The following is a 12,359-nucleotide window of genomic DNA, read 5'->3' as shown; positions in this document are numbered from 1 at the left end:
CGCCCTTTTCATTTTCATCAGCACAAGGAATGCGCCATGCACCGCTATGCTCAAAAACTCCATCAATTGCTTCGGAGTCTGCTGCTTTTGTCTTTTATTTCCGCCACCAGCGCTCAGGCTGCTGAAAAGATCGACCTGATCATCGACACCGATCCGGGTGCCGACGACGTGGTCGCCTTGCTGTTCGCCTTGGCTTCGCCGGATGAACTGAACATTCGCGCACTGACCACCGTGGCCGGCAACGTGCGCCTCGACAAGACGTCGCGCAACGCGCGCCTGGCTCGCGAGTGGGCAGGGCGCGAGGATGTTCCGGTTTACGCCGGCGCGCCGAAGCCGCTGATGCGTACGCCAATTTACGCCGAGAACATCCATGGCAAGGAAGGCCTGTCGGGTGTCACCGTGCATGAGCCGAAAAAAGGCCTGGCCGAAGGCAATGCGGTCAACTACCTGATTGATACCCTGAAAAAAGCCAAGCCGCACAGCATCACCATCGCCATGCTTGGCCCGCAGACCAACCTGGCGCTGGCGCTGATCCAGGAGCCGGAGATCGTTAACGGTATCAAGGAAGTGGTGATCATGGGCGGCGCGCACTTCAATGGCGGCAACATCACCCCGGTGGCCGAATTCAACTTGTTTGCCGACCCGCAAGCGGCAGAAGTGGTACTCAAGAGCGGTGTAAAACTGACCTATCTGCCGCTGGACGTGACCCACAAGATCCTCACCAGCGACGCCCGCCTGAAGCAGATTGCCGCGCTCAACAATAATGCGAGCAAGATTGTCGGCGACATCCTCAACGAGTACATCAAGGGCGACATGGAGCACTACGGCATTCCGGGTGGCCCGGTGCATGACGCTACCGTCATTGCTTACCTGCTCAAGCCGGAGCTATTCACTGGTCGCTCGGTGAACGTGGCCATCGACAGCCGTGAGGGGATCACATTCGGTCAGACCGTGGTCGACTGGTACGACGGTCTGAAACAGCCGAAAAACGCATTTTGGGTCGAGAATGGCGATGCCCAAGGTTTCTTCGATCTGCTGACTGAGCGTCTGAAGCGCTTGAAGTAATGCCAGGACCCGCAGGTGCAAGCCTGCGGGTTTTTAATCCCTCTCCGTGTCCTGCGTGCTCTTGTCGTCATGCTGGTACCGCTCGAACACTTGAGCGATAAACGTTTGTGCGCCTTGGGTTCCCATCGTCTTGACTAGCAGATCGATGCTGATCAGCGCCAGCTCCTCCGAACTGCCCGGGCTATACGAACTGTGTCCCTTCGGCCACAAAACCTTGATGTCAGCGGAGATGCTTACGGTGCTCATGAGTGCGCTCGAAAAGTCGGGAATGTCTGAGCGCGAGTTAACCACTTTGTCCGGCGTTTGGCACTGCGACTTAGGCATGGGCGCGACGCTATGCGACACTTGGTCTTTTCCGGCTGAACCAAGGAATGTGCTGTGCAGATCGATTTGAACTCCCCCGACGGCCTCACACTCGACGCTGTGCGCCAGTTGCTCGCGTCGGCCAGCGATGATGTGCATACGCAGCTGCGTGTGACCAAGGGTGGGATTGCCTATATTTCTTCCGGTGTGACCGGCGGGCAGGATATTGATGGCCTGCTCTTTCGCCTGGAGACCTGGGCCAAGGGTTCGGGGTATGTCGGCAACGTCGCGGCCAGCGATGAAGTCTGGGTGATGCAGATTTTCAATGCGCTGAAAGACAACTGGCCGAATCCGCCGCTCGATTACATCGACGTCTATTGAGCTTCGTTAATATTCGGTGACGATTGTGTGAGGATGCGCTGCACGCTCTTCAGGCAGACTCAGCGTTTTTCCGGATCGTGGGGCAGGGTGGCAGCATTGGTTGTGAAACCAAACGCCAGATTGGCGGTCGCACGATCTCAGCTTAACCATTTGAAAGAAGGAGGCTTCATGCCTTTGAAGTTCGCGTCTCTGGGTGCACTTATGGCCGTTGCCATGTTGGCCGGTTGCAGCACGACCTCCAGCGAGTCGGCAAAGGATCCTGTGGCGACCGATGCCGGTCACAGCCGCTGTGAAGCAAAGGCAGCGGAATTTGCCATCGGTAAAAAGGCTTCGCCGGAACTGCTCGATCAGGCGCGTGCCAAGTCTGGCGCGCAAAACGCCCGTTTCCTCAAGCCAACCGACATGATCACGCTGGAATACCGCTCCGATCGCTTGAATCTGAACACCGACAACAACCTGGTGGTCACTCGCGTCAGCTGCGGTTGATCGCAGAGCGCTTTTGTTGCAGGCATAAAAAACCCCGTCACATGGACGGGGTTTTTTTAGTGCGCCGGGAAATTACTCTGGGCGAACTTGTGCAGCTTGCATACCCTTTTGGCCTTTCTCAGCCACGAAAGAGACGGTCTGGCCTTCTTTCAGGCTTTTGAAACCGTCGGATTCGATAGCTTTGAAGTGTACGAACAGGTCGTCACCGCCACCTTGAGGAGTGATGAAGCCGAAGCCTTTTTCATCGTTGAACCATTTAACGGTGCCGGTTTGGCGATTAGACATGGTGTATCTCCAAGAAACATATATTTTCAGTAGTACTGTGCTGCTCAGGCCAACTGGGCACACCCGGGTATCATAGTCGAAATGTTCGCTTTGGTAGCCCCCCGGACGTGCTGTTTGCTTTCATATTGCATCGATTTCAACCTCTGAAATGTCTGCAAGCCCCGGTTTCAGTGGCTTTTGGCCGAAAGAAGAGGGTGTAAAAAAAGCTATAAAACCTGCGTAAATTATCGATTTCGGGGTCTTTTTGGCGGTTTTTGGTCTGCCGGACGCCCGAAAAAACATTCGTCAGCGCTTATTTCTGCACTCGGCAAACCGAGATTTCTTTCAGTGCGCGCTGACCCAGTTCACCACTTGGCGGGGTGTTCTTGTCCATCAGTTGCGCGATCTCTTGCGTGGTGAATTTCTTTTCCAGCACATCGGCACCGCAAGCGCAGTGTTTATTGGCTTCGGCTGGATTGACGCTCTTGCTGGCTGCGGCGGTGCAGTCGTTCATGTACTGGGCTTTGACACCGGCAGGCCAGGCCGCGTTGGCGCTCAGCGGCAGTAGCAGGGCCAGCGGGGCCGCGTAAGCAAAAAGTCGGATAAGGCGCATGTCGGAAACTCCTTGGGTTGATATCGGCGACGATTCTCAGCTTATTTGAGGCAAAGCGTATATCCCAAGTTCACTTTGCGCCGCAAAAATGCACAAATCTTCAGCACTGAAAATCCTTCGACTCGATGACCGCTCATCTGTGCTAGCATGCCGGGCTCAAGCGTTCTCAGGCTCCGGATGGCCTTCAGCCCCGAAGCGGTCAGCGTGCGAAACCCTGATTTGAATCCCAGTCACTCTGGTTCGGTTTTCCGGTTGGCCGCAAGGCTCCTGCCGCTGTAAGGCAGGCGTTCGTCATTGAATGGCCTGGATCGGATCTTGTACTGGCTCATCCCAACCCACGTGACCTTTGGTAGGGGTCACCACTAGGAGAGGAGGCGCCATGCCAACTATTACTCTTCCCGACGGCAGTCAACGTTCATTCGATCACCCGGTTTCCGTTGCCGAGGTCGCCGCATCCATTGGTGCCGGTCTGGCCAAGGCCACCGTGGCCGGCAAGGTCAACGGCAAGCTGGTCGACGCCTGCGACATCATCGACAGCGACGCAACGCTGCAAATCATCACGCCAAAGGATGAAGAGGGGCTGGAGATCATTCGCCACTCTTGCGCGCACCTGGTTGGCCATGCGGTCAAGCAGCTGTATCCGACTGCGAAAATGGTCATCGGCCCGGTTATCGACGAAGGCTTCTATTACGACATCGCCTTCGAGCGTCCTTTTACTCCGGACGACATGGCCGCCATCGAACAGCGCATGCATCAGCTGATCGACAAGGATTACGACGTCATCAAGAAAGTCACTCCGCGCGCCGAAGTGATCGAAGTGTTCAAGGCCCGCGGCGAGGACTACAAGCTGCGTCTGGTCGAGGACATGCCGAACGAGCAGGCCATGGGCCTGTACTACCACGAAGAATACGTCGACATGTGCCGCGGCCCGCACGTGCCGAACACTCGCTTCCTGAAATCTTTCAAGCTGACCAAGTTGTCCGGTGCCTACTGGCGCGGTGATGCCAAGAATGAGCAGCTGCAGCGCGTTTACGGTACTGCCTGGGCAGACAAGAAACAGCTGGCGGCATACATCCAGCGTATCGAAGAAGCGGAAAAACGCGATCACCGCAAGATCGGCAAGCGCCTGGGCCTGTTCCACACCCAGGAAGAAGCGCCGGGCATGGTGTTCTGGCACCCGAACGGCTGGACCCTGTATCAAGTGCTCGAGCAGTACATGCGCAAGGTGCAGCGTGACAACGGCTATCTCGAGATCAAGACGCCGCAAGTCGTTGACCGCAGCCTGTGGGAGAAATCCGGGCACTGGGCCAACTACGCCGACAACATGTTCACTACCGAGTCGGAAAGCCGCGACTACGCCATCAAGCCGATGAACTGCCCATGCCATGTGCAGGTGTTCAATCAGGGTCTGAAGAGCTACCGCGAGCTGCCGATGCGTCTGGCCGAGTTCGGTGCGTGTCACCGTAACGAGCCGTCGGGTGCCTTGCACGGCATCATGCGTGTACGTGCGTTTACTCAGGACGACGCCCACATTTTCTGCACCGAAGAGCAGATGCAGGCTGAATCCGCAGCGTTCATCAAGCTGACCATGGACGTTTACCGCGACTTCGGCTTCACCGATGTCGAGATGAAGCTGTCCACTCGTCCGGAAAAACGCGTAGGTTCCGACGAGCTGTGGGATCGCGCCGAAGCGGCACTGGCGGCAGCCCTCGATAGCGCGGGCCTGCCGTATGATTTGCAGCCGGGCGAAGGTGCGTTCTACGGTCCGAAGATCGAGTTCTCGCTGAAAGATTGCCTCGGTCGCGTCTGGCAGTGTGGTACCTTGCAGCTCGATTTCAACCTGCCTGTCCGTCTCGGCGCCGAATACGTTTCCGAAGACAACAGCCGCAAGCATCCGGTGATGTTGCACCGGGCGATCCTCGGTTCGTTCGAGCGTTTCGTCGGGATTCTGATCGAGCATTACGAAGGTGCATTCCCTGCGTGGCTCGCGCCAACCCAGGCAGTGATCATGAATATCACTGATAAACAGGCAGATTTCGTCGCTCAGGTTGAAAAAACTCTCAACGAAAGCGGATTTCGTGCCAAGTCCGACTTGAGAAATGAAAAGATCGGCTTTAAAATCCGCGAGCATACTTTGCTCAAGGTTCCCTATCTTTTGGTTATCGGAGATAAGGAAGTCGAGATGCAGACTGTCGCTGTGCGTACTCGTGAAGGTGCTGACCTGGGCTCGATGCCCGTCGCCCAGTTCGCTGAGTTTCTCGCGCAAGCGGTTTCCCGGCGTGGTCGCCCAGATTCGGAGTAATTATTATTAAGCGTGAAATGAGACAAGATAAACGAGCTGCACCGAAAGCCCCGATCAACGAGAATATCTCGGCACGCGAGGTTCGGTTAATTGGCGCTGATGGCGAGCAGATTGGCATCGTCTCGATTGATGAAGCGCTTCGTATTGCTGAAGAAGCAAAGCTTGATCTGGTAGAAATCTCTGCTGACGCAGTCCCACCGGTTTGCCGGGTGATGGACTACGGCAAATCGATCTTCGAAAAGAAGAAGCAGATTGCAGCGGCGAAGAAAAACCAGAAGCAGATTCAGGTAAAAGAAATCAAGTTTCGTCCAGGGACGGAGGAAGGGGATTACCAGGTAAAACTGCGCAACCTGGTACGTTTCCTGAGTGACGGGGACAGGGCCAAGGTATCCTTGCGATTCCGCGGCCGTGAGATGGCCCACCAGGAGCTGGGGATGGAACTCCTCAAGCGGGTTGAAGCTGACCTGCTCGAGTACGGTTCGGTCGAACAGCATCCTAAGATGGAAGGACGCCAGCTGATCATGGTCATCGCCCCGAAAAAGAAGAAGTAATCAACAGGGCACGGCAGGCCTTCTGATTATGTTTATCAACTGAATGCGGAGTATCCGAACATGCCAAAAATGAAAACCAAAAGTGGTGCTGCTAAGCGGTTTCTGAAAACTGCTAACGGTATCAAGCACAAGCACGCTTTCAAGAGCCACATCCTGACCAAAATGTCGACCAAGCGTAAGCGTCAACTGCGCGGTAGCAGCTTGCTGCATCCGTCTGACGTGGCAAAAGTCGAGCGCATGCTGCGCCTTCGTTAATTTTAGTCAAGAATAGAGGAAGTAACTCATGGCTCGTGTAAAGCGTGGCGTCATTGCCCGTAAGCGTCACAAAAAAATTCTGAAACTTGCTAAAGGCTACTACGGCGCACGCTCCCGCGTATTCCGTGTTGCCAAGCAAGCGGTAATCAAGGCAGGCCAATACGCCTACCGTGACCGTCGTCAGAAAAAACGTCAGTTCCGCGCTCTGTGGATCGCTCGTATCAACGCTGGTGCTCGTGTTAACGGTCTGTCCTACAGCCGTTTCATCGCTGGCCTGAAAAAAGCGTCCATCGAGATCGACCGTAAGGTTCTGGCTGATCTGGCAGTGAACGAAAAAGCGGCGTTTGCTGCGATTGTCGAGAAAGCTAAAGCCACCTTGGCTTAAGTACCCCCGACAGTCACCCGGCCCCACCTCTGTGGGGTCAGGTGTTAAACGTCATAAATAGGGGAAGAGCCTTCAAGCTCTTCCCCTATTTTGTATCTGGAGTCTGTACATGGAAAACCTGGATGCGCTGGTCTCTCAAGCACTAGAGGCTGTGCAAAGCGCTGAAGATATCAATGCCCTGGAGCAAATCCGGGTTCAATACCTTGGCAAAAAAGGTGAATTGACTCAGGTGATGAAGACCCTGGGGAATTTGCCGGCAGAAGAGCGTCCGCAAGTCGGCGCCCTGATCAACGTTGCCAAGGAGCGTGTTACAGGCGTTCTCAATGCGCGCATGGCTCTGTTTGAAGAAGCCGAACTGGCTGCCAAACTGTCTGCCGAATCTATTGACGTGACGTTGCCGGGCCGTGGCCAGACCTCCGGTGGTCTGCATCCGGTGACCCGGACTCTGGAACGAGTCGAGCAGTTCTTCACCCGCATCGGCTACGGCATCGCCGAAGGCCCTGAGGTCGAAGACGACTATCACAACTTCGAAGCGCTCAACATCCCAGGCCACCACCCGGCCCGGTCGATGCATGACACCTTCTATTTCAACGCGAACATGTTGCTGCGCACCCATACCTCGCCGGTACAGGTCCGCACCATGGAGTCCAAGCAACCGCCGATCCGCATCGTCTGCCCAGGCCGTGTGTATCGCAGCGACTCCGATATCACCCACTCGCCGATGTTCCACCAGGTCGAAGGCCTGCTGGTCGATCGCGATATCAATTTCGCCGATCTCAAAGGCACCATCGAAGAATTCCTGCGGGTGTTCTTCGAGAAAGAGCTGGCCGTACGTTTCCGTCCTTCTTACTTCCCGTTCACCGAGCCATCCGCTGAAGTCGATATGGAATGCGTGATGTGCAGCGGTAAAGGCTGCCGCGTCTGCAAGCAGACCGGCTGGCTGGAAGTCATGGGCTGCGGCATGGTGCACCCGAACGTGCTGCGCATGTCCGGCATCGATCCGGAAGAGTTCTCCGGTTTTGCCTTCGGCATGGGTGTCGAGCGTCTGGCCATGCTCCGTTACGGCGTGAACGACTTGCGTCTGTTCTTCGACAACGACTTGCGGTTCCTCGCGCAATTTCGCTAGTCGTAACGAATTCTTAGGAGAGCAGGATGAAATTCAGTGAACAATGGCTGCGTGGCTGGGTTAGCCCGCAGGTAAGTCGCGACGAGCTGGTTGCTCGTCTGTCGATGGCGGGTCTGGAGGTCGATAGCGTGACCCCGGCCGCCGGTGTATTCAGCGGCGTGGTCGTCGGCGAGGTGCTGAGCACCGAGCAACACCCTGACGCCGACAAGCTGCGTGTGTGCCAGGTCAGCAATGGTGCGGAAACCTTCCAGGTCGTGTGCGGTGCGCCAAACGTGCGTCCGGGCCTGAAGATTCCGTTCGCCATGATCGGTGCCGAACTGCCGGGCGACTTCAAGATCAAGAAGGCCAAGCTGCGCGGCGTCGAGTCCAACGGCATGTTGTGCTCGCAAGCCGAGCTGCAGATTGGTGAAGGCAACGACGGTCTGATGGAACTGCCGGCCGATGCGCCGGTGGGCGAAGATTTCCGTGTGTATCTGGATCTGGAAGACGCCAGCATCGAGGTCGACCTGACCCCGAACCGTGGCGACTGCCTGTCGCTGGCCGGTCTGGCCCGTGAAGTGGGTGCGCTGTACGCCGCTCCGGTTACCCGTCCGGTGGTCATGGCGATTCCGGCTGTGCACGACGAAGTACGTCCGGTAGACGTGCTGGCGCCTGCCGCTTGCCCGCGTTACCTGGGGCGTGTCATCCGTAACGTTGACCTGTCCAAGCCGACCCCGCTGTGGATGGTTGAACGACTGCGCCGCGCCGAAGTGCGCAGTATCGACGCTGCCGTCGACATCACCAATTACGTGATGCTCGAGCTGGGTCAGCCGCTGCACGCGTTCGATCTCGCCGAAATCAACGGTGGCATCCGCGTGCGTATGGCGGAAGACGGCGAGAAGCTGGTGCTGCTCGACGGTCAGGAAGTCAGCCTGCGTAGCGATACGCTGGTGATTGCCGACCATACTCGCGCTCTGGCGATTGCCGGCGTAATGGGGGGCGAACACAGCGGTGTGTCCGCGACTACGCGCGACGTTTTCCTGGAAAGTGCGTTCTTCGACCAGATCGCTGTGGCTGGCAAGGCTCGCTCCTACGGCCTGCACACCGACGCTTCGCATCGTTATGAGCGTGGTGTGGACTGGCAACTGGCCCGTGAAGCCATGGAGCGCGCCACTGGCCTGTTGCTGGAAATCGCCGGTGGTGAAGCCGGCCCGATCATCGAGACCGTCAGCGAGCAACACCTGCCGTCGATCGCGCCGATCACCCTGCGTGCACAGCGCATCACCCAGATGCTGGGGATGGAAATGGATTCGGCGCAGGTCGAGCGTCTGCTCAGCGCCCTGGGCCTGAAGATTTCCGCTGATGGAGCAGGGCAGTGGCGCGTAGAAGTGCCAAGCCATCGCTTCGACATCAGCCTTGAAGTCGATCTGATCGAAGAGCTGGCGCGTCTGTACGGCTACAACCGTCTGCCGGTTCGTTACCCGCAAGCGCGTCTGGCGCCACAAGCCAAAGCTGAAGCACGCAGCGAGTTGCCTGAGTTGCGTCGTCTGCTGGTTGCTCGTGGTTATCAGGAAGCGATCACTTACAGCTTCATCGATCCCAAGCAGTTTGAACTGTTCAACCCGGGCGTTGAGCCGCTGCTGCTGGCCAACCCGATTTCCAATGACATGGCTGCCATGCGCTCGTCGCTGTGGCCGGGCCTGGTCAAGGCGTTGCAGCACAACCTGAACCGTCAGCAGGATCGTGTGCGTCTGTTCGAAAGCGGTCTGCGCTTCGTCGGTCAGCTGGAAGGTCTGAAACAAGAGCCGATGCTCTCGGGTGTCGTTTGCGGCAGCCGTCTGCCGGAAGGTTGGGCACAGGGTCGCGACAGCATCGATTTCTTCGATGTGAAAGCTGACGTCGAAGCGGTGCTGGGTTATGCCGGTGCGTTGGATGCCTTCACTTTCACTCCGGGCAAACATCCGGCGCTGCACCCGGGTCAAACCGCGCGCATTGAACGTGATGGGCGTGAAGTCGGCTTCATCGGTGCGATTCACCCTGAACTGTCCAAAGCCTTGGGCCTGGATCGTCCGGTATTCGTCTTCGAGCTGGTTTTGGCTGAAGTCGCTTCCGGAAAAATGCCGCAATTCCACGAGTTGTCGCGTTTTCCTGAAGTGCGTCGTGACCTTGCACTGATCGCGCACAAAGACGTCGCGGCCTCGGCTGTACTCGACGTAATCCGTGAAAATGCAGGCGAATGGCTCACGGATCTCAGGCTGTTTGACGTGTATCAGGGTAAAGGCATTGATCCTGATAGAAAAAGCCTTGCAGTTGGCTTGACCTGGCAGCATCCATCGCGCACTCTTAATGACGATGAGGTGAATTCGACGACGCAAAATATCCTCACCTCGCTCGAACAAAGGTTGAACGCCACGTTAAGGAAGTGACGTATGGGGGCTTTGACGAAAGCTGAGATGGCGGAACGTCTGTATGAAGAGCTGGGCCTGAACAAGCGGGAAGCCAAGGAATTGGTCGAACTGTTTTTCGAGGAAATCAGGCACGCTCTTGAAGACAACGAGCAGGTCAAATTGTCGGGTTTCGGCAATTTCGACCTTCGGGACAAACGCCAGCGGCCTGGCCGCAACCCGAAAACGGGGGAAGAAATCCCGATCACGGCTCGCCGTGTGGTCACCTTTCGTCCAGGGCAGAAGTTGAAGGCCCGAGTTGAGGCTTATGCTGGAACCAAGTCATAACGACGAACTACCCGTCATCCCAGGCAAACGCTACTTCACCATTGGTGAAGTCAGCGAGCTGTGTGCGGTAAAACCACACGTGCTGCGCTACTGGGAGCAGGAGTTTCCTCAGCTCAACCCCGTCAAACGCCGCGGAAACCGCCGGTATTATCAGCGCCAGGACGTGCTGATGATCCGGCAGATCCGCGCGCTCCTTTACGATCAGGGTTTCACCATCGGCGGCGCGCGCCTGCGTTTGTCCGGCGATGAAGCCAAAGACGACACCACTCAATACAAGCAAATGATCCGCCAGATGATCGCTGAGCTTGAAGATGTACTGGTGGTGCTCAAGAAATAAAAAGCTGCGTTTGAATACTTCCAGTTTTCAAAAGCTTGCGCTATATTCTTGAGCGCTCTTCGAGATGAAGGGCAGGTTTCAAACCAGTCGGGGCGTAGCGCAGTCCGGTAGCGCACTAGCATGGGGTGCTAGGGGTCGAGTGTTCGAATCACTCCGTCCCGACCATTATTCCTGATTAAAATCAGACACTTAAGCCGATCATCTAGATCGGCTTTTTTGTGCCTGCGCAAAACCCGCGCAAAACTTGCGCAAAACTACCCGGTAATTTCGCTGATATTGAGGTCTGGAATTGCCTCCGACCAGACGATCTCGGCGTGGTCCTTCTGGTAGTTTTTAGTCATGGTTTCGCTGGCGTGGCCGGCGATCTTCTGGCCGTCCTTTCCGGCTTTCTGGTACAGGTGTAGCGACAGCGCACGCACTTCGTGGAAGCCCGGCATTTCCTCCTCTTTCCATCCCTTGTAACAACCCGCCGCTTCCCGGGCCTCTTTGAAGGCTCGCGTCAAATATCGTTCTTCGACCTGAGTCCAATGGTCCTTCGTCTGCGCCTGCTTCTGCTTTTTGCGGTCTGGCCGGCGATGGATCAGGTAAGGGGAAACGATGTCATCCCGGCACCGACTGATAACGGCCTGGAGTTCTTCGGTCACTTTGAACCGGATCCACGCCGCATCACTGGCTTTGGCCGTCTTCTGCTGCACCACATACAAAAAACCTTCCCGAACACCGTCGAATCGCATATTCAAGATGTCCGTCCGGCGCTGCGCGGTGATCAGTGCCAAGTCGATAGCGTTTTGCAGCCAGAACGGCGAATTCTCCCGGATGGCTTTCAGGCCTTCGACGGTGTGCCGTTTGCGCTGCTTCTTCTCAATTCGGTTGATGGTGCTGGCCGCTGGGTTGTCTGGGCAAAGTCCTTTGGCCGCTGCGTGGTTGAAGATGTCGATCAGCAGGGCGCGGCATTGGTTGGCGGTGCGCGGCGTCAGGGCGTCCAGCATCTCGGCGATCATGCGGATCGTGATCTGGTCGACCGCTTTTCCTTCGAACTGCTTCCGGAAACGGCGAAAGTGTACGGCGTATAGGCCTAGGGTCCCTTTCGCCAGTTCCCGTGGCGGCAGCACGTCACGCTCGTATGTGTCCAGGAAGCCAGCGAACGATTCGGATGCGCTGCCCATTACGGCGCCGATCAGGTCAGCGCCGCGCATGAACTCCAGATTCAACTGCTTTGCGGCATCGATCGCCTTGATCCGGTCAGACCCGAACTGGAACCACTTACCGTCGGTGGGCCGCCGGTAGCGATAGCTCGAACGCCGCGAATCGAAGTACAGGTTCTGCGGAAGGTTCTTGTTCGCCTTGTTGCGCGGCCGTGGGACCATCATGCAGCTCCTTTCAATACCATCGCGACCAGGTCGTTCCCTGCTGACTTGCTGAACGCCGTCCAGTCAACGTACCAGAGTTTGCCGATCTGCTCGCCGGGCACCTGACCGTTCCGGATGTAGTTGCGGATCGCTTGGGGGCACGGAGGCGTGCCGTTCTCGCCCCAGCGACGGCGCTGGAACTCACTGATTTTGATCAGCTCTTTTTTCATG

The 12,359-nt window shown here is 56.8% G+C and carries 16 protein-coding genes and 1 tRNA gene; 12 read left to right on the top strand and 5 right to left on the bottom strand.

Annotated elements, in window-relative coordinates:
- Positions 1 to 36 precede the first annotated feature (36 nt).
- Positions 37 to 1,065: a nucleoside hydrolase gene (locus ACTJKS_RS15200; RefSeq protein ID WP_108183220.1), complete on the top strand. Its 1,029-nt coding sequence runs from the start codon at positions 37 to 39 to the stop codon at positions 1,063 to 1,065.
- 33 nt (positions 1,066 to 1,098) lie between these two features.
- On the opposite strand, the gene ACTJKS_RS15195 is transcribed toward ACTJKS_RS15200, so the two are convergent.
- Entirely contained in the window at positions 1,099 to 1,311 is a 213-nt protein-coding gene (locus ACTJKS_RS15195; protein WP_086793391.1) for a hypothetical protein, read from the bottom strand.
- A 132-nt stretch (positions 1,312 to 1,443) separates the two neighbouring features.
- On the opposite strand from ACTJKS_RS15195, the gene ACTJKS_RS15190 reads away from it, so the two are divergent.
- Both ACTJKS_RS15190 and ACTJKS_RS15185 read left to right on the top strand, forming a co-directional pair.
- Positions 1,444 to 1,749: a hypothetical protein gene (locus ACTJKS_RS15190; protein ID WP_041066130.1), complete on the top strand. Its 306-nt coding sequence runs from the start codon at positions 1,444 to 1,446 to the stop codon at positions 1,747 to 1,749.
- Positions 1,750 to 1,917: 168 nt separating this feature from the next.
- Positions 1,918 to 2,235: an I78 family peptidase inhibitor gene (locus ACTJKS_RS15185; RefSeq protein WP_086793187.1), complete on the top strand. Its 318-nt coding sequence runs from the start codon at positions 1,918 to 1,920 to the stop codon at positions 2,233 to 2,235.
- A gap of 72 nt (positions 2,236 to 2,307) precedes the next feature.
- Here ACTJKS_RS15185 and ACTJKS_RS15180 read toward each other — a convergent pair whose 3' ends face one another.
- Both ACTJKS_RS15180 and ACTJKS_RS15175 read right to left on the bottom strand, forming a co-directional pair.
- A complete protein-coding gene (locus ACTJKS_RS15180) occupies positions 2,308 to 2,520 on the bottom strand; it encodes a cold-shock protein (protein ID WP_003179963.1) in 213 nt (70 codons plus the stop codon).
- Between the two features lie 292 nt (positions 2,521 to 2,812).
- Positions 2,813 to 3,112 carry a hypothetical protein gene (locus tag ACTJKS_RS15175; protein WP_041066136.1) on the bottom strand — a complete coding sequence of 100 codons (300 nt, stop codon included), beginning with the start codon at positions 3,110 to 3,112 and terminating at the stop codon, positions 2,813 to 2,815.
- A 379-nt stretch (positions 3,113 to 3,491) separates the two neighbouring features.
- On the opposite strand from ACTJKS_RS15175, the gene thrS reads away from it, so the two are divergent.
- The 9 genes from thrS (at position 3,492) to ACTJKS_RS15130 (ending at position 10,944) form a co-directional block, all read left to right on the top strand.
- Positions 3,492 to 5,414, top strand: coding sequence for a threonine--tRNA ligase (gene thrS, locus ACTJKS_RS15170; protein WP_007961251.1), 1,923 nt, complete (start codon positions 3,492 to 3,494; stop codon positions 5,412 to 5,414).
- On the top strand, positions 5,414 to 5,965 hold the full coding sequence (gene infC / locus ACTJKS_RS15165; RefSeq protein ID WP_170929410.1) for a translation initiation factor IF-3: 552 nt from the start codon (positions 5,414 to 5,416) through the stop codon (positions 5,963 to 5,965). Before thrS ends, infC begins: the two co-directional genes overlap by 1 nt.
- A 60-nt stretch (positions 5,966 to 6,025) precedes the next feature.
- A complete protein-coding gene (gene rpmI / locus ACTJKS_RS15160; protein WP_002553160.1) occupies positions 6,026 to 6,220 on the top strand; it encodes a 50S ribosomal protein L35 in 195 nt (64 codons plus the stop codon).
- Between the two features lie 28 nt (positions 6,221 to 6,248).
- The gene (gene rplT / locus ACTJKS_RS15155) at positions 6,249 to 6,605 is read left to right on the top strand and encodes a 50S ribosomal protein L20 (RefSeq protein ID WP_002553161.1); all 357 of its coding nucleotides are present in this window, start codon (positions 6,249 to 6,251) and stop codon (positions 6,603 to 6,605) included.
- A 109-nt stretch (positions 6,606 to 6,714) separates the two neighbouring features.
- Positions 6,715 to 7,731: a phenylalanine--tRNA ligase subunit alpha gene (pheS, locus tag ACTJKS_RS15150; protein ID WP_003226365.1), complete on the top strand. Its 1,017-nt coding sequence runs from the start codon at positions 6,715 to 6,717 to the stop codon at positions 7,729 to 7,731.
- Between the two features lie 26 nt (positions 7,732 to 7,757).
- Positions 7,758 to 10,136, top strand: coding sequence for a phenylalanine--tRNA ligase subunit beta (gene pheT, locus ACTJKS_RS15145; protein WP_108183219.1), 2,379 nt, complete (start codon positions 7,758 to 7,760; stop codon positions 10,134 to 10,136).
- 3 nt (positions 10,137 to 10,139) lie between these two features.
- Positions 10,140 to 10,442 carry an integration host factor subunit alpha gene (gene ihfA, locus ACTJKS_RS15140; RefSeq protein ID WP_002553164.1) on the top strand — a complete coding sequence of 101 codons (303 nt, stop codon included), beginning with the start codon at positions 10,140 to 10,142 and terminating at the stop codon, positions 10,440 to 10,442.
- Positions 10,423 to 10,779, top strand: a complete 357-nt coding sequence (locus ACTJKS_RS15135; RefSeq protein WP_003179985.1) for a MerR family transcriptional regulator — start codon at positions 10,423 to 10,425, stop codon at positions 10,777 to 10,779. Before ihfA ends, ACTJKS_RS15135 begins: the two co-directional genes overlap by 20 nt.
- A gap of 88 nt (positions 10,780 to 10,867) precedes the next feature.
- A tRNA-Pro gene (locus ACTJKS_RS15130) sits at positions 10,868 to 10,944 on the top strand.
- Positions 10,945 to 11,033: 89 nt separating this feature from the next.
- Here the strand turns inward: ACTJKS_RS15130 and ACTJKS_RS15125 are convergent.
- Complete coding sequence (locus tag ACTJKS_RS15125) at positions 11,034 to 12,146, bottom strand: tyrosine-type recombinase/integrase (protein WP_440828892.1); 1,113 nt, start codon at positions 12,144 to 12,146, stop codon at positions 11,034 to 11,036.
- Complete coding sequence (locus tag ACTJKS_RS15120; RefSeq protein ID WP_197869543.1) at positions 12,146 to 12,358, bottom strand: hypothetical protein; 213 nt, start codon at positions 12,356 to 12,358, stop codon at positions 12,146 to 12,148. Before ACTJKS_RS15120 ends, ACTJKS_RS15125 begins: the two co-directional genes overlap by 1 nt.
- Position 12,359 lies beyond the last annotated feature (1 nt).

This window comes from Pseudomonas sp. 22189 (assembly GCF_052045635.1).
In the GTDB taxonomy this organism is placed as follows: Bacteria; Pseudomonadota; Gammaproteobacteria; order Pseudomonadales; family Pseudomonadaceae; genus Aquipseudomonas; species Aquipseudomonas parakoreensis.
This window is presented reverse-complemented; position numbering and strand designations above follow the sequence as displayed.